The organism is Chryseobacterium pennae, assembly GCF_003385515.1.
GTDB classification, from domain to species: Bacteria; Bacteroidota; Bacteroidia; order Flavobacteriales; family Weeksellaceae; genus Chryseobacterium; species Chryseobacterium pennae.
The window spans coordinates 69,148-86,779 of the sequence record NZ_QNVT01000022.1 but is presented as its reverse complement, the minus strand read 5'-3'; the positions used below and the strand labels follow the sequence as shown (position 1 = coordinate 86,779).

The following is a 17,632-nucleotide window of genomic DNA, read 5'->3' as shown; positions in this document are numbered from 1 at the left end:
ATAATTTTAATTTTCTACTTAACTAGCATGTTCTATTGCTGTGAAATATGGATTCCTGTGATAATGAACCTCCAATATATCTACCTGTTTTTCCATTTGCCTGGTGATCTTCTGAACAGATTCCTCTGTTTCCCTGATGGTGATCACAAACTTTCTTATATTCTCTGTTTCAACAGGGCCCATATTGAAATTCACCATGGAAATCCTTCTTCTTGAGAAAATAGCATTGATCCTGCTGATCAGCCCCAAACAATCCTCTGTATAGGCTGTTATCGTATACTCTTTATGTTCTTTTTTCATATTTTTCTGTTTACTTTACTGTTGATTATTCAATACAATTTCTGAAACACTCTTTCCCTGTGGAATCATCGGAAATACATTATGTTTTTTTCCTGTCATAACCTCCAGCAGGAACGCCCCTTTATGAGTAAGCATTTCTCTAAGTGCTTCTTTAAGATCTTCTCTTTGTGTAATTTTTCTTCCGGAAATATGATATCCGCCTGCCACCTGTACAAACTCCGGACTCTGGATATCTACAGAAGAATAGCGCTCTTCATGGAACAGCTCCTGCCACTGCCTTACCATTCCCAGATAACTGTTATTCAGAATTAAAATTTTAACCTCCGGACGATACTGCATGATGGTTCCCAACTCCTGAATATTCATTTGGGCACCTCCATCTCCCATCACTGCGATCACCGGAAGCTCACGTTCTCCATAAGCAGCTCCTATTGCAGCAGGAAGGCAGAATCCCATCGTTCCCAATCCTCCGCTGGTCACATTAGTTCTTGGAAATTTAAATTCTGAATACCGGCAGGTTACCATCTGGTGTTGTCCCACATCTGTTACAATAACAGCCTTTCCCATCGTCATTTCATTAAGATACCGAATCACCTCTCCCATTGTAATTTCTTCTTCTGTAGGAAACAGTTCATCATTAATCAGATTAATACTTTCCGTCTCAAGACAATCTTTAAATTTTTGATGCCATTCCGGATGTTCTCTTTTTTGAATCACCGTTGTAAGAAGAGGCAAAGTTTCTTTACAGTTTCCAAGAACCGGAACATCCACTTTTACATTTTTATTGATCTCTGCTTTATCAATATCCAGATGAATGATCTTTGCCTGTTTCGCATACTGATCCAGCCTTCCGGTCACTCGATCATCAAAGCGCATTCCTATTGCAATCAGGACATCACATTGGTTGGTAAGGATATTAGGTCCGTAATTCCCATGCATTCCTACCATCCCTACAGCTTGAGGGTGATCTGTAGGAAGAACACCCATTCCTAAAACAGTCCATGCTACCGGAATTCCGGATTTTTCTGCAAATTTCAAAAATTCCTTTTCTGCCTTCCCCAGCGTAATTCCCTGTCCTGCAATAATGAACGGACGTTCTGCCTGGTTAATGAGTTCCCCTGCCTGTTCAATATTTTCCAACGATGGAATCGGGTCAGGTGTATAACTTCTTAAAGAATCGCAGGGAGTATATTCTTTGTATGATACTTTCTGTAACTGAGCATTTTTTGTCACATCAATGAGTACCGGCCCCGGGCGTCCTGATCTGGCGATATAAAATGCTTTAGCCAGAACTTCCGGAAGCTCATTGGCATCAGTCACCTGATAATTCCATTTGGTAACCGGGCTGGTGATATTCATAACATCTATTTCCTGAAAAGCATCTGTTCCTAAAAGATGTTCAAAAACCTGTCCCGTGATACATACAAGCGGAGTATTATCCAGTAAAGCATCTGCTAATCCTGTCACGAGGTTTGTGGCTCCCGGGCCGCTGGTTGCCATTACCACTCCTACTTTTCCGGATACTCTTGCCAATCCCTGTGCTGCATGTACTGCTGCCTGCTCGTGGCGGACAAGAATATGCTCCAGCTGATCTTTATAATCATAAAGCGCATCATAAATGGGAATAATAGCACCTCCGGGATACCCAAAAACAGTCTTTACACCTTCCTCAAGAAATGCCTCAAGAATAATCCGGCTTCCGCTCAGTTCTGTTTCTGTTGATCGATTTAAATTCTTCATGATGTTTGATTTTAAATTTCATCCGTTACACAGCCTTCAGCTGCAGATGATACCGTTAATGCATATTTATAGAGCAATCCTTTTTTAACTTTCAGAGCAGGCTTTTGCCAGCCTTGTTTTCTTTTTTCAATTTCTTCTTCTGAAACTTTAAGCTGTATGGTGTTATGTACAGCATCTATTTCAATAAGGTCATTATCTTCTACAAAGGCAATCAGCCCGCCTTCATGAGCTTCGGGAGTGATATGCCCCACAACAAAACCATGAGTTCCGCCACTGAATCTACCATCTGTAATTAAAGCTACGCTGCTTCCCAACCCTGCACCGATTAAAGCACTGGTAGGTTTCAGCATCTCAGGCATTCCGGGAGCTCCTTTTGGCCCTTCATTACGGATTACAATGACATCACCCTTTTGTACGGTTCCATTTTCTATTCCTTTGATGAGGTTTTTCTCCCCATCAAACACACGGGCTTTCCCTACAAAGCGCTCTCCTTCTTTACCTGTTATTTTGGCAACACTTCCTTTTTCTGCAAGATTTCCGTACAGAATTCTCAAATGTCCGGTAGGCTTTATGGGGTTTGATAATGGTCTTATAATTTTCTGAGTATTAAAATCCAGTGTTGGGACATGTTCTAAGTTTTCGGCTAATGTTTTCCCGGTAACAGTAAGGCAATCTCCATGTAACAAACCTTCTTCCAACAAATATTTCATTACGGCAGGTATTCCGCCATGCTCATGTAAATCCTGCATCAGATATTTCCCACTTGGTTTAAGATCTGCCAGCATTGGCGTGCAGTCACTCATCGTTTGAAAATCATCCTGAGTAAGAGCTACTTCTACACTTTTGGCCATTGCTATAAAATGAAGAACGGCATTGGTACTGCCTCCTAAAACAACGATTACACGAAGTGCATTTTCAAAAGCCTTTCTCGTCATAATGTCTGAAGGTTTAATATCTTTTTCCAAAAGCGTCTTCAGATATTTTCCTGCCTGCATACATTCTTCCTGTTTTTCTTTGCTTAAAGCCGGATTAGAAGATGAATACGGAAGACTCATTCCCAACGCTTCTATTGCAGAAGCCATCGTATTCGCGGTATACATTCCTCCACATGCGCCTGCACCTGGACAGGAATTTCTGACTACCCCATCAAAATCTTCTTCTGAGATTTCACCTGCTATCTTTTTCCCTAAAGCCTCAAAAGCTGAAACAATATTCAATGTTTCTCCTTTATAGCATCCAGGGGCTATGGTTCCACCATATACCATCAGTGAGGGTCTATTTAGCCTTCCCATCGCTATGATTGTTCCCGGCATATTTTTATCACAGCCAGGTAGCGCAATAAGCCCGTCGTAATATTGTGCTCCGCAGATCGCTTCAATACTGTCTGCAATGACATCTCTGCTTACAAGTGAGTAACGCATTCCATCTGTACCATTACTCATCCCGTCACTTACTCCAATTGTATTAAAAATTAATCCCGCTAATCCATGGTCCCAGGTTCCTTTTTTCACTACCCTGGCCAGATCGTTGAGGTGCATATTGCAGGTGTTTCCGTCATATCCCATACTGGCAATTCCGACTTGTGCCTTATGCATATCCTCTTCTGTAAAGCCTATCCCATACAGCATTGCTTTTGCAGCGGGCTGTTCGCTATTCTGCGTGAATGTTTTTGAATATTTATTTAACATATTATCCTGCATTTTCTACTCTTATTATCTCTTAAAATGACATTTATTTACTTAATTCTGATTCAAAACTACAGCTTGTAATATTTTCTTCATTTCTGATTTTCATGAAAACTACAATATCCAACTGTTTACAAAAAAGACTCAACCATCTAAAAATCAATTGTTTATATTTTTAAAATTTACAATGACAGAACTCTTACTAATTTCAAATAAGCCTGCTGTACTTTTTCACTTGCTGTATCTTCCCATCTCCTGGTAAAAGGAATATCATCCATTGAATCCAGGGCTACAATTTCAGCGGCAGTACCGCAGAAAAAAGCTGCATCAGCACCTCTCATTTCTTCAGGTTTAAAAAGGGTTTCTTTAACGGGAATATCCAATTCATTACATATTTCAAAAACTGTCTGACGTGTAATTCCCGGAAGAATACTGCCTTTTGCCGGAGTAAATAATGTTCCCTCTTTTTCATAAAAGACATTGGCTCCCGAGCTTTCTGCTACATTCCCGTTCTCATCCAATACCAAAGCTTCATCATAACCTTTGTCTTTCGCATCCTGACAGGCCAGAATAGAATTCACGTAATGTCCGCCGACTTTGGCTTCTACTTTAAAAGCTTTTGGATTGGGGCGCTGAAACTCTGATGTCATGATCTTCATTTTATCTGCCAGATAACCGTTATTCCACTCCCAGGCTAATAAGGACAGATAGGATTCTTTACCTTTTGAAAGGGACATATTGGGAGAACAGGTCACCAAAGGACGGATATAAGCGTCTGAGAAACCGTTTTTTTCCAGCAGTTCATAAGTAAGATCTGTAAGCTGATCTACTGAATAATTGAAGGGAATATGCATCAGTTCTGCGGATCTTTTCAATCTTTCATAATGTTCTTTTGCTTTAAAAATCTTTGTTCCGTGGGCTGTACTGTAAGATTTGATTCCTTCAAAAACAGAATATCCATAGTGAAGAGATTGCCCGTAAAGATTGGTTCCTGCGTCTTTGGCTTTCATGAAGTTTCCATCAAAATAGATGACCGTGTCGTCGTTGTAATACATGTTATAGTGGGGGTTAAAAATTTAAGAAATGGGAATAAAAAAAGCCCTCTCACAGTGTGAGAGGGCTCAATATATGTACAGTCATACATCTTCCGTCTCACACACGTAAGGGAATAATAATGACGATAATAATTACTGCGAAAAACTGATACATACCTGTACTTTAAAAATTAAAATAAAAAAAGCCGCTTCAAAATGAAACGGCTTATATATAATTTAAATAAAAATCTATTTTAAAATGCCGTTTCCTTACTGTTGTAAATGACAACAGCTGCAATAGAAATGACAATAATATTTTTCTGATTCGTAAAATTCATACTGCAAATGTATAAACTTTTTAAAAACCCACAAGTTTTTTTATCACTTTTTATTTTTTCTGTAAAAAATGACTGATTGTTTCTTTTGCTTCAGCCACATCATGAACTCTTATAATTTTGGCTCCCTGCTCCAGAACTTTCATGTGTAATTTCTGTGTTTCCTCATTGATATCAAGTGGAGATTTCCCAAGCGGTTTATAGATAAATGATTTCCTTGAAATACCGATCAGTAAAGGAAATTTCCCAAACCCAAAATATTCAACCTCGTTGATCATTTTCATCTGATCTTCTACTGTTTTTCCAAAGCCGAAACCGGGGTCTAAAATGATATCTTTTACTCCTTTTTGTAGCAATTCATTCGTTTTTTCAGAAAAATATCTGTTAACCTCCAATGTTATATCTTCAAACTTAACTTTATCATGCATAGTTTTATAAGACGGATTGATATGCATCAAAATGTACGGAAGCTTGGTTTCTGCTGCTGTATCAAACATTTTTTCATCATACTGCCCACCAGAAATATCATTAATCATATCTATACCTTCATTGAAGCCGAACCTTACTGTTTCTGCGTAAAATGTATCCAAAGAAATCAATGCTTCCGGAAATTCTTTTTTGATATTAGAAATCACATTTCCAATCCTGTTAATTTCCTGTTCACTGTTCAGAAATTCAGCGTTTGGGCGGGTGGATTGCGGGCCAATATCAAGAATTTCTGCTCCATCATTTAACAGTTTCTCTGCATGTTTTAATGCCAGTTTTTCATCATTAAACTTTCCTCCATCTGAGAATGAATCCGGAGTCAAATTCAGGATTCCCATGATCTTTGGAGTGTCTAATTGTACTAGCCTGCCATTACAGTTGACAGAGTAAGTTTGAGGGTTTGAGGGTTCGAGCGCTTTGGAGTTTGAAAACATAAGAAGTCTATAAATGATTTTATGTACTGCAAAATTAGTAATTTGCACTTGAAATAGGAGGCTAATAGCCAGAAATCAGATCATCTCAATTACTTATTTTTCACTCGATACTTTCACACTCTCTTACACTCCTACCCTAAAACCCTACAACTCTCAAACATGATTCCCCTCAGACCCGTTTCATAAACAAAACCGAATTCGTATATTTGGAAGATTAAGAAATTTTATGTCAAAAACATCAGTACAGTTCGAGAAAATTATCAGTCAGTGTCGTGATCTTTTCAGTAAAAAGTTACAGGATTACGGACCGGCGTGGAGGGTTTTAAGACCGAGTTCCATTACGGATCAGATTTATATTAAAGTCAACAGAATCCGTACGCTGCAAATGACTGATGTAAAAATGGTGGATGAAAGTGAGGAAGATGAATTTATCGCGATTGTCAATTACTCTATCATTGGGCTTATTCAGCTTGAAAAAGGACTTTCCAATGATTTTAATGAAAATAAGGAAGAAATTTTAAGTCTGTATGACAAATATTCCCAGGAAGCTCAGGCTTTAATGGAAAGAAAAAACCACGATTACGGGGAAGCATGGAGAGATATGAGAATCTCTTCTATTACAGATTTGATTTATCAGAAAGTATTAAGAACTAAACAGATTGAAGACAATCAGGGAAAAACCATCGTATCTGAGGGCCTTGATGCCAACTATTTCGATATGCTGAATTATGCTGTTTTCTGCCTGATTAAATTCTCAGAACAAAAAAACCAATTCGAACCCAAAACTATTTAACATGATCAAAGGTTTATTACGCTTTATTATCGCTGTCATTTTTATCCTTTCCGGCTTTGTAAAAGCTGTGGATCTGGTAGGATTCTCTTTCAAAATGGAGGAATATTTTTCACCTGCAGTCTTCAATATGCCGTTTTTTGAAAAATTTGCCCTGCTGTTTTCAATTATCGTTGTTGTACTGGAGCTTTTCCTCGGATTTATGCTGCTGCTGAAAATGAAGCTTAAATTTACCTTATCAGCTTTAATTGCTCTTTGTGTGTTCTTTGGCTTCCTTACCTTCTATTCCGCTTATTTCAATGTGGTTACAGATTGTGGATGTTTCGGAGATGCTATTAAATTTACGCCTTGGCAGAGTTTCTTTAAAGATGTGGCTCTTCTTATAGGGCTTATCATTCTGTTTGCCCTTTACAAAAAAGATTTCCGTAAAACGGATGAGTACGGAAGCAACAAAAAAGAATCTACAGGAAAGTTCAAATATTATATTTTCGCGGCATTTTCTCTGGTAATGATCTACATTATGGCTCAGGGAATTATGCATGAACCGATGATCGATTTCCGTGATTATAAAATCGGGACAGATATCAAAGGGGAAAAAGAAAAGATCAATAAAAATCCATCCGAATACAAAACTTTTTATTCTCTTAAAAATCAGAAAACAAATGAAGTTTTAAAGGTGAATCAGGATGAGTACATCAAGGAAACAAAATACTGGGCAGAAGGTTCTCCATGGAAAATTGAAGAAGGAAAAAATGAATCTGTACTTGTAAAAGAAGGTTATAAATCTGAGATTGTAAAATTCAAGATTGAAGATCCTACAGGAATGGAACTTACTGACGAGATCATTAAAGCTCCAAAAGCTATTCTTGTATTTTCTTACCATCCGAAAGAGGTTTCTGCAGATCTTCTTCAAAAGGTAGAAGCTAAAGTAAATGCTCAGAAAGGGACACTTATCTATGGTGTTTCAACGGATCAGAATACTTTTAAAACGATTAAAAATGCCATGATGGACGGCACTGCTATTAAAACCATTGCAAGGAGCAACCCGTTTGTACTGGTTCTTCAAAATGGAAAAATTATTGATAAACAGCCTGCAAAGGACTATGTAAAATAAATGGGAATAGTCAGTTTTGCTTCACAAGTGAATGGTCAATTTCAAAAGATAAAGACTAAAACTTATAAAGACCAGACTATACCTTTAAACACTAAACTTAATTTTAAAACTTATGCAAAAATCAAATAAATCTATCGCCGGTTACCACTTATTAATGATCCTTTCTTCTGTAGACGGAGAGTTTGCTCCTGAAGAAGGAATGTTGGTACAGCAATATCTGGCTGATGAATTCCCATTCAGAATGAACCTTGACAATGAGCTTGAAACATTGGCTCTTTTACAGCCTGAAGAATGGAAAGATCACTTTGAATTTCATGGAAGATGTTTCCTGGATGATTCTACAAAAGATGAACGTGTAAAATTTGCTCAGTTTGCCAAGTCTCTGATTAAAGCAGACAACAAGGTCACTGAAGAAGAACACACCTTCTACGTTTTGCTGAAAAACTTATGGGGATTGTAATTCTTCCTCAAAATAAAAAATTTCATCAAAGATCTTTCGTTGGTGTATACTTACAACTTTAAATTAGATAAAATTAATAAGTGACACCTAAAAAAGTTTAAATTTGTTTCTAAACTTTTTAAACAAATAATTATAAATAAATGATTACTAATATTAAAATTAATGGGTTTAAATCTTTTCATAATTTTGAAATGTCATTTACACCTTTTACAGTAATAGCAGGAACAAATGCTTCTGGTAAAAGTAATCTATTTGATGCTTTATCTTTATTATCTAAGCTTGCAGATAGTGACAATATAAAAAGGTCATTAAGTGAACAAAGAGGAGAGTTCATAGAATTATTTACAAAGTACGATCAATTACATCATTCAAATTTAATTGAATTTGAAGTAGAAATGCTAGTAAATAAAACAGTAAGAGATGCATGGGGAAATGAAGCAGATTTAAAGTACACAAGATTACAATATCAATTAAAAATAAGAAGATATACCAATAATTCTGGATTAGAAGATATTGAACTAGTATACGAAAGATTAGTTAATCTGAAACATCAAGATGATAAATGGATTGATAATATTCCTAAAAATTTAAGAGAAGTCTGGAGGCCTAAAGTACCAACTGGAAAAAGAGGTGTCCCTTATATTGATACAGAATTAAAAGATGGGATAAATACGGTAATTGTTCCACAAGATTTGAAAGGTGGCAATAAAAGAAGATTTCCTTTAAATAGTGCAAATAGAACAGTATTAAGTAGCTTTGATAGTATTGATTTCCCTCATGTTTTAGCAGCAAAAGAGGAAATGAAATCTTGGAAATTTTTACAACTAAATCCTGATGACCTAAGAGAACCAACTAATAAAAATAATGGAGAGGATGAAATATCCCAAACAGGGAAAAATTTAGCAGCTTCACTATATAGAATTTCACAAAATAATCCATTTGCTCTAGGTGAAATTTCTAGAAAACTTAATCAGTTTTTACCAAATTTCATAGAGGTAAAAGCCTTTGATGACAAAGAAAATCGACAGTATATAATAAAACTAATAGATACAGACAAAAAAGAATACACATCTAGAGTATTATCAGAAGGAACACTTAGAATTCTTACACTATGCATACTAGAATTTGATGAAAAATTCTCTGGTCTTCTATGCTTTGAAGAGCCTGAAAATGGAGTAAACCCTTCTCGAGTGTCAACAATGTTAGACTTGTTAGTTAACTTATCATCTAATTTTTCAGATAAAAATGCTCCTTTAAGACAAGTTATAGTTAATACACATTCTCCTGTTTTAGTAGGTAATTTAATGACAAATTTTAAAAATGATAATTTAAAAATCCTGTGGTTCAGTGAAATGAGAATGATGATAATTAATGTTGATAATAAAAAGTATAAAATAGAAGCTACAAAAATTCTTTTAGCCGAAAAGTCTCAACAATTAAAGTTATTTAGGGATAGAATTACACTAGCAGATGTACAAGAGTATTTAAATAAAGGAAAATTTGATATTACAGAATGAGTTATCAATTATTTTTAGCTTACACCACTGAGGGATCAACCGATATTAGATTTCTATCTAAAATATTTGAAAGAACAATTTCTGACATCTTGTTTCTATATGGAAATAAAGATACTGAAATTGTATTAAAATCTTATCAAAAAGAAGGTCACAATTTTGTAGATCAGATGATTCATGTTTTCAAAAATTGTTTTATAGAAAACTCTTCTGAAATCCTATTTATTCATGCAGATGCAGATGATATCTCGCCAAACAATACTCTTGAATTTAAATTCATGCCATTAAGAAACAAACTAGATACAGATGAAAAACTTAAGGCATTTAATTTTGTTGAAGTTATACCTGTTCACATGACTGAAGCATGGATGCTTGCTGACTTCGTTCTCTTCAAAGATGAAATAAAAACGGATAAATCTAAATCACAATTAAACCTTTCTGGGAACCCTGAAACATTTAAAGATCCTAAGAAAAAGATTGTAGATGCTTTAAATATTATAAACTCAGAATTACCAAAAAAAAGAAGAAATGATTTAAAAATTGGAGACTTATATCAAATTATTGGTCAGAAATTAGATATACAACAATTATTAAAATTAGAATCTTATAAAGTCTTTTATAAAAAGACTTTTGAGATTCTAAAAAAAATAAATTTAATAAATTATAATGAAGTTTTAAATATTAACTTATGAGAAGAAAAATAGTTGCAGGCAACTGGAAAATGAACAAAAATGTAATTGATGCACAACAATTAATGATTCAATTGCTAAGCTATAAAAACAATAATGCTACGAACTGTGAGGTTTGGATCGCTCCTCCATCTTTATACTTAATGATGGCTAAAGATATCTTTGAAAAGGATGAAATTGGAGTATTCTCTCAGGACATGAGCGAGCACGAAAGTGGTGCTTATACAGGAGAAATCTCTGCTGATATGCTGGAATCTATCGATGCTACAGGTTCATTGATCGGACACTCTGAAAGAAGACAATACCACGGAGAAACAGATTCTCACTGCAACAGAAAAGTAAAATTAGCTTTAGATAAAGGTCTTACCCCAATCTATTGTAACGGGGAAACACTTGAGCAAAGAAAAGCGGGTCAACACCTTGAAGTGGTTAAAAATCAAACTGAAGTAGCTCTTTTTACCCTTTCAGCAGAAGAGATCAAAAAGGTAGTTATCGCTTACGAACCGGTTTGGGCGATCGGAACAGGGGAAACAGCAAGCCCGGAACAGGCTCAGGAAATCCACGCACACATCAGAAATACGATTGCTGCTAAATACGGACAGGAAGTAGCAGATGAGGTTTCTATCCTTTACGGAGGTTCTGTGAAACCGGATAATGCTAAAGAAATCTTCTCTCAGCCTGATATTGATGGAGGTCTGATTGGAGGTGCTGCTTTGAAATTAGAGGATTTCTCTAAAATTATTGAGGGTTTCAATTAAAAGATGTAACATAAAAAAAGGCGGTCTCTAAAAGATAACATAGTACTCCAGGAATCTACTAAATGGCAAAAGCTATCAGCCGGATGACTACGAGAAACATTATTTTTTTGAGACCGCTTTTTTATTATAAAAACCTATATTTACATTTGTTTTGATTTTTAGAAAAAATTAGTTGGGGCCAAGGATAGGAAGTGAAGAAATTCTGAAGATTTTTATTTTTTTATACATCACTTAAAACTACTTAAATGGATTTTTTAAAAACGATCGCTATCATATCTGTTTTTATATTATTCCTTCTTATTTTCTTTTTATTGACCATAAAATCTACTAAAAAGCTTTCCAATCAACTTTTTGCAGGATATCTTTTTCTGACCGCTATTGATGTTGCCGGAGTTTTCATTGTTGAACCTATCATTAGCATTTATCCAAATTTAGAGATTTTCAGGTGGACTGTCATATTATTGAACATTCCCCTATTCTACTTGTATGTTTTATCACTTTGCTATAATGATTTTCAATTAAAAAGTAAATTTCTGTTACATACAATTCCTTTTATTGTTATCAACCTTTTGTTGGCTTCAGGAATTTATGGAGCTGATGATATTGAAAAAAAGTATTTCTTCAAACATCATCATCAAACCTTTGAAATGATTATTTTCCAATATTTGATAGAAATCCAGTATTTAGTTTATACTATTTTCATTTTCATGATTTTGAGAAGAACCCGAAATCTCTATCTCCAAAATCAATCTTATTCTGCCAATTTAGTATTTAAATGGTTGTTTCAAATAACCTTACTTTTTACAGCTGTTCATTATTTTGCAACCTTTAAAAATATATTGAGATATACCGATGATCATCAACTTCTGATTTTCATTAATGGATTTCTGGATATCATTGCATTAATTGTCACCAGCTGGTTTGTTTTAAAAGCATTAAAATATCCTGAATTTTTTAGAGGAGTTGATACTCAGTTACAGATCATAAACGACTTAAAAGGTGAAATACCTCCGAAGATCAAATCAGAAGACCAACAAAAGATCAACGATAACAGGATCAACTTCCAAATCGAATTACTGAACAGATATATGGTAGAAGAAAAGCCATATTTAGATCCAGCTCTTACAGTTCAAAACCTTGCAGCGCAAATGAATATGCCCACCCGGGAATTGTCCGTTTTAATTAACTCAAATATGAACCAGCATTTTTTTGATTTTGTGAATACATACCGCATCGAAAATGCAATGGAATTATTAAAAAATCACTCTAAAAAAGATTGCACTGTTTTAGAAATCTTATACCAGGTTGGCTTTAATTCAAAATCATCATTTAATACTGCATTTAAAAAATATACTACTTTAACCCCTACAGAGTACAGAAATACCTTTTATAAAGCAAATTGATCAACCCCTTTTTATTTGGTTCGACTTTTTAAAATCGGTCGCTTTTCGGAAGATAATAATTCAAATTTGTCTGCTATAAAACAGAGACTATTCTGTCTCACATAACAAACAAAAGAATTATGAAAACAAAGAAAGCTTTTTTCAACTTATTATTTTTAGGAATAAGCATTTGGGGATTTGGACAAGACACTATAAGGCTAAAACCTTATATTGAAAACATGAAAACTGTAGAGGTAATTATTGAAGGGGAAAAGTATAATTTCCTTTTTGATACCGGGGGAGGTGGGACTCTTATTTCTCCAGAGATCGCAAAGCATTTTAATAAAAAAATATATGGAAGTGCTACAGGTTTTAGAATGAGCGGAGAAATTATTAAAGTTCAAAAGTCAGATCATATCTCAATGACTATTGGTTCTCAAAAAATCGACCATCCAACAGTAGGTGTTCTAGATATTATGACTATTCTGCCAAAAGAATTTCCCAAAATAGATGGTGTTATTTCTTTAAAATCATTTACTGATCATATTCTTACGCTCAATCTTGCTAAAAATACTATTATTATCGAGAGTCATTCTTCATCAAAAAAGGCAATACATAGGAAACATCTAGTTTCCAGCAGATTTGCCAATGGTCTGGAAGCTACTGAACTTAATATTTTTTTAAATATTCCAAAAGCCAATCAGTCATACTGGTTTCTTCTTGATTCCGGAAACAGCGGGCCTTTACTTTTATCTACAGAAACTGCTGCAACTTGGAAACTATCAAAAGACAAGGATCAAATGAATTCTGAGACTCCATTTATTATTGGAAAAAAATCATTTACCTCAAAGTCATTTACAAGAGATATTATTTATGATGGCGTGCTCAATTTTGAGGCCATGTGCAGCTATATTTTTACAATTGATTTTAAAAATAACAGAGTTTGGATTGAATAGGCTGAACAAACACCACCTTTCTTCCAAATATCTTTCATTTTCTAAACTAATTATCAAGGTCAATAATAATAAAAAGCGGCGGAATAAATCCGCCGCTTTCCGTTAAAAAAATCTAATTATTGAATATCGACTATAAACATAGTTCCTTTGTCTACCTTCCCTGTTTTAGGAAGTATTTTTGCTTTAGGATTTCCGTTTCCATCATCTACTACCCCAAAGTCATCATCATTGAAAACAGCCAGTTTATTGTTTCCTAAATAAACAATTCCCTCAAATTTATCGTGCTCATATCCTAGTTTAGCAACCAGGTCTACCGCTAGTTTTTTAGAAACAGGTTTAATTCCTGCGTTGGCAAGTTCATCCCAGGTACACTGTTCCAGCGCTTTTCCGTTTACTTTCATTCCGTCTACAGCTGCAAGGTCAGTTCCGGTAACATCCGTTGCATCACTTAAGTTGATTCTGTATACCTTTTTAATTCCGCCCTGTGTCCCGAAATTACCATCTCTTTCAATCACTAGGAATTCATTATTCCCTAATGCCGTAATGTCACAAACAGAATCCGAAGCTCCACCATCCTGCTTATACAGATATTGTTTCGTTTTTCCAGTACTGATATCGAAAGTTACGATTCTCGTTAAGGTTGTGTTCGTTGCCAAAGCTTTTGAAGGCACCAACATCATGGACTGTATTGTCCCCACCAATGTTTTCCCGTCCGGAGTTATACAAAGACCTTCCATGCCTCTGTTGGCTCTTCTTTTAGCTAAAACGGCAGGTAATTTTCTACTTCCTGTATTTACCCCAATCGGGCTTATTCTTTCCAGCTCTACTCCATCAGCACTATAATGAACAATGTGCGGTCCGTATTCATCAGAAACCCAGAATGTACCATCTGATGCAGCTACAATACTTTCACTGTCTAAGCCATATTTATCCGTTCCCAGAACATTTCCTGATGCATCATAAGCTACTTCACCTGTACTTCCCATTCCTACTGGGTTTGGAAGTCCTGTAATAGGCTGTCCGGATGGATTTTTAAGTTTAATATATTTGATTACTTCTACATTCCCTTCAGCATTAATTTTAAAATGCATAATGGTGGGAGTAAAATTGGGAGTTAAAAATTTTTTACCATTCTGATAATCTGTATTCGGACCACGGTCTGTAATCACATAAAACTCCCCTTTTCTTGTAGGGTGAGCAGCAGCTCCAGAGCCAAATCCACCATTAATCACAGCTACTCCGTTTATTGTTGCCAAAGTAGAAAATGGAAATTCCTGCGGAAGTTTAGAATAATTAATATCCTGGTTATTTACATTATTGTCATCATCTTTACATGACCATAATACAGTCATCATCAAAGCAGATAATAGTAATTTTTTCATATTAACTTTTATGGCGCGAAAGTATAACTTGATTATAAACTGATCTTGAATGCAATGATAATTGTATTTTAACAATAGAACCTAAAGATGAATTCAGTATAAACAACAAAAATTCATATTTAACTTAAAAATCCGAACACATAAACCCAATCCATTACCAATCAACAAATTCAAATTCAGAAAATACAATTAACCTTTAATAAAAGGTTAAAACAGGTATGTAATTCACAAAATAGGCATCAAAAATTTATATGATATATTTGCGGTCTTTAAGGTTGAACACTGTTCATAATAGGGAATTAAGTGAGAATATTATTCAAATCTTGAGCTGTACCCGCAACTGTAAGCTGTTTTACCTGTAGCTGTATGATACCACTGGACCAAAATCCGGGAAGGTTAGCTATAGGATGCGAGCCAGGAGACCTGCCTTGAATAAACTTTTAATTTTAGAATCAGACTATACCAGTCTCTTCCTATTAATAAGTTTCGGGAATAAAACTTTAATTTAATTATATTATGAGAAAAATCTATTTTTTTTTCTTACTGCTTTGTACGCAGTTTTTCTTCGCTCAATTCACAGAAAATGACATTAAGTTTTGGGTGGGAACCGGTTCTAAAAAGGCCTATTTCATTGCTGATTTTAATGACAACAACACGCCTAATTCTTATGTTTGGGGTTATCGTTTTGATGATGATAATTTAATGGCGGAAGATATGGTTAATGCTATTGTAGAAGCAGAGCCTAAAATAGAGGCTGACATTCCTTCAGGGTTCCTGTACAGCTTCACATACAATCATCATACTCCAAGTACAGATGATTACTGGATTACCTGGTCGGGACCTAATGCAGGGAATATGTCCAATCAAAATAATGGTGTAGGATATACTGCTTTAACAGACGGACTATGGTTTGGAATAACCTATGGAATGGATGAAATCGATACCCCACCATCAACTCCAGTTCCCGCTTACAGTTCCCAATGGTATACTTCATCACAAATTACCCATTGGATTGGAACAGGAGCCAATAAAAGTCTTGTTGTGGTAGATTTTGGAACTAATAATTCTAATGATCAAGCCAATTCATTTGTTTTTGGAATTCAATATAATGGCAGTATAACAGCGGAACAGGCTTTGCAGCTTATCCAGTCACAAGCTTCCTATTTCAATTTCACTTCCAGCAATAACCAAATTTCCAATCTATCACTCAATACCTTCACAGGAAATAACTCCGGAACAGAAAACTGGAAATTATACACCGGAGAAGACCTTTCTAGCTGGCAGAAAAAAACTGATCTCAGCCAGATACAATTGAGCAACAATACATGGTTAGGATTAAGTTTCGGACAAAGAAGACCTTTCACACCAACTGAGGCACATAACGCTACATTATCGGTGGCTTCAGCAAACAAGAAAGCATTATTCAATATTTATCCAAATCCAACAAGTGATTTTATTCAGATTGAAACTCCTGAAAATATCAAAGAAGTCAATATTTATTCTTCTTTAGGGCAGAAAGTGATGACTACTCAGACATCTAAGATTAATGTTACATCTTTAAATACCGGTGTATACTGGGTTGAGGTTAAGACTAAGAGTGATTCTACTGTACATAAGATAGTGAAGAAGTAGAGAGGGAGATGGGTAAACCACCCCGTCAAAAATTCTTTGAATTTTCGACACCCCTCCATCGGAGGGGAATATCGCGTCTTCAATTTTGATATTTCTTCGTTATAGTAATCTGCTATGAAACGTACAATAAAAATTCGTGTATTCGTCGCAAACAAAAAAACGCATCCAACTTGGATGCGTTTTTCATTATGATTATACAATCAATTATTTTTTCTCTGTAGATCTTTGAAGAACCTCATCTACCATACCGTAGCTTTTAGCTTCTTCAGAAGTCATCCAGTAATCTCTGTCGGAAGATTTCTCTACCCACTCGTAAGTCTGTCCTGAATGATGAGCAATAATGTCATAAAGCTCCTGCTTCAATTTCAACATCTCTCTTAAGTTGATCTCCATATCGGAAGCTACTCCCTGAGCACCTCCTGAAGGCTGGTGAATCATTACTCTTGAATGTTTAAGCGCAGAACGCTTTCCTTTTTCTCCTGCAACCAATAATACTGCTCCCATAGAAGCAGCCATTCCTGTACAGATTGTCGCTACATCCGGCTTAATAATCTGCATGGTGTCATAAATACCTAAACCGGCATATACACTTCCACCAGGAGAGTTGATATAGATCTGAATATCTTTAGACGGATCTGCACTTTCCAGGAATAAAAGCTGAGCAGTAACGATATTCGCTACCTGATCGTCAATTCCAGTTCCCAGGAAGATAATTCTATCCATCATCAGACGGGAAAAAACGTCCATCTGAGCAACGTTTAATCTTCTTTCTTCCATGATGTACGGAGTTAAATTCGTTGGGCCATACATTCCCATATACTGATCGGTAGCCAGACCGTTGTTTCCTAAATGTTTTACAGAGAAATCTCTGAATTCCTTTTTAATGTCCATATTGATATTATGTATTATTTTAAAATATTTCCGAAGTTTAAATTACAATA

General features: G+C 35.4%; 16 protein-coding genes and 1 riboswitch. Of the genes, 9 read left to right on the top strand and 7 right to left on the bottom strand.

The genetic code is table 11. The annotated features are described in order from the left end of the window. Positions 1–18: 18 nt before the first annotated feature. The 5 genes from DRF65_RS19875 to folP form a co-directional block, all read right to left on the bottom strand. On the bottom strand, positions 19–300 hold the full coding sequence (locus DRF65_RS19875; protein WP_115972490.1) for an ACT domain-containing protein: 282 nt from the start codon (positions 298–300) through the stop codon (positions 19–21). 15 nt (positions 301–315) lie between these two features. Then, positions 316–2,040, bottom strand: a complete 1,725-nt coding sequence (ilvB, locus tag DRF65_RS19870) for a biosynthetic-type acetolactate synthase large subunit (RefSeq protein ID WP_115972489.1) — start codon at positions 2,038–2,040, stop codon at positions 316–318. An 11-nt stretch (positions 2,041–2,051) separates the two neighbouring features. Continuing rightward, positions 2,052–3,728, bottom strand: coding sequence for a dihydroxy-acid dehydratase (gene ilvD, locus DRF65_RS19865; RefSeq protein ID WP_185148476.1), 1,677 nt, complete (start codon positions 3,726–3,728; stop codon positions 2,052–2,054). A 179-nt stretch (positions 3,729–3,907) separates the two neighbouring features. Then, positions 3,908–4,780 (bottom strand): branched-chain-amino-acid transaminase, encoded by an 873-nt coding sequence (gene ilvE, locus DRF65_RS19860; RefSeq protein WP_115972487.1) that lies wholly within the window; start codon positions 4,778–4,780, stop codon positions 3,908–3,910. Positions 4,781–5,147: 367 nt separating this feature from the next. Continuing rightward, a complete protein-coding gene (gene folP / locus DRF65_RS19855) occupies positions 5,148–6,014 on the bottom strand; it encodes a dihydropteroate synthase (protein ID WP_165852275.1) in 867 nt (288 codons plus the stop codon). Between the two features lie 226 nt (positions 6,015–6,240). Here folP and DRF65_RS19850 point away from each other — a divergent pair, with 226 nt between their 5' ends. The 8 genes from DRF65_RS19850 to DRF65_RS19815 all read left to right on the top strand — a co-directional run bounded on the left by DRF65_RS19850 (position 6,241) and on the right by DRF65_RS19815 (position 13,677). Further along, positions 6,241–6,807 (top strand): DUF1599 domain-containing protein, encoded by a 567-nt coding sequence (locus DRF65_RS19850; protein ID WP_115972486.1) that lies wholly within the window; start codon positions 6,241–6,243, stop codon positions 6,805–6,807. A 1-nt stretch (position 6,808) separates the two neighbouring features. Beyond that, positions 6,809–7,918: a BT_3928 family protein gene (locus DRF65_RS19845; RefSeq protein ID WP_115972485.1), complete on the top strand. Its 1,110-nt coding sequence runs from the start codon at positions 6,809–6,811 to the stop codon at positions 7,916–7,918. A gap of 112 nt (positions 7,919–8,030) precedes the next feature. After that, positions 8,031–8,378: a TerB family tellurite resistance protein gene (locus DRF65_RS19840; RefSeq protein ID WP_115972484.1), complete on the top strand. Its 348-nt coding sequence runs from the start codon at positions 8,031–8,033 to the stop codon at positions 8,376–8,378. A gap of 140 nt (positions 8,379–8,518) precedes the next feature. After that, positions 8,519–9,895, top strand: a complete 1,377-nt coding sequence (locus DRF65_RS19835; RefSeq protein WP_115972483.1) for an AAA family ATPase — start codon at positions 8,519–8,521, stop codon at positions 9,893–9,895. Then, complete coding sequence (locus DRF65_RS19830; RefSeq protein ID WP_115972482.1) at positions 9,892–10,584, top strand: DUF4276 family protein; 693 nt, start codon at positions 9,892–9,894, stop codon at positions 10,582–10,584. Before DRF65_RS19835 ends, DRF65_RS19830 begins: the two co-directional genes overlap by 4 nt. Next, positions 10,581–11,339 carry a triose-phosphate isomerase gene (tpiA, locus tag DRF65_RS19825; protein ID WP_115972481.1) on the top strand — a complete coding sequence of 253 codons (759 nt, stop codon included), beginning with the start codon at positions 10,581–10,583 and terminating at the stop codon, positions 11,337–11,339. The genes DRF65_RS19830 and tpiA overlap by 4 nt, the downstream gene beginning before the upstream one ends. Before the next feature lie 245 nt (positions 11,340–11,584). After that, positions 11,585–12,742, top strand: coding sequence for a helix-turn-helix domain-containing protein (locus DRF65_RS19820; protein ID WP_115972480.1), 1,158 nt, complete (start codon positions 11,585–11,587; stop codon positions 12,740–12,742). 119 nt (positions 12,743–12,861) lie between these two features. Next, positions 12,862–13,677, top strand: coding sequence for a retropepsin-like aspartic protease (locus DRF65_RS19815; RefSeq protein ID WP_115972479.1), 816 nt, complete (start codon positions 12,862–12,864; stop codon positions 13,675–13,677). A 116-nt stretch (positions 13,678–13,793) separates the two neighbouring features. Here DRF65_RS19815 and DRF65_RS19810 read toward each other — a convergent pair whose 3' ends face one another. Further along, positions 13,794–15,059, bottom strand: coding sequence for an esterase-like activity of phytase family protein (locus DRF65_RS19810; protein WP_115972478.1), 1,266 nt, complete (start codon positions 15,057–15,059; stop codon positions 13,794–13,796). 255 nt (positions 15,060–15,314) lie between these two features. Beyond that, a riboswitch (cobalamin riboswitch) is annotated at positions 15,315–15,504 on the top strand. Between the two features lie 71 nt (positions 15,505–15,575). Here DRF65_RS19810 and DRF65_RS19805 point away from each other — a divergent pair. Beyond that, on the top strand, positions 15,576–16,691 hold the full coding sequence (locus tag DRF65_RS19805; protein WP_115972477.1) for a T9SS type A sorting domain-containing protein: 1,116 nt from the start codon (positions 15,576–15,578) through the stop codon (positions 16,689–16,691). Positions 16,692–16,895: 204 nt separating this feature from the next. On the opposite strand, the gene clpP is transcribed toward DRF65_RS19805, so the two are convergent. Next, positions 16,896–17,582 (bottom strand): ATP-dependent Clp endopeptidase proteolytic subunit ClpP, encoded by a 687-nt coding sequence (gene clpP / locus DRF65_RS19800; RefSeq protein ID WP_115972476.1) that lies wholly within the window; start codon positions 17,580–17,582, stop codon positions 16,896–16,898. Positions 17,583–17,632: the final 50 nt, after the last annotated feature.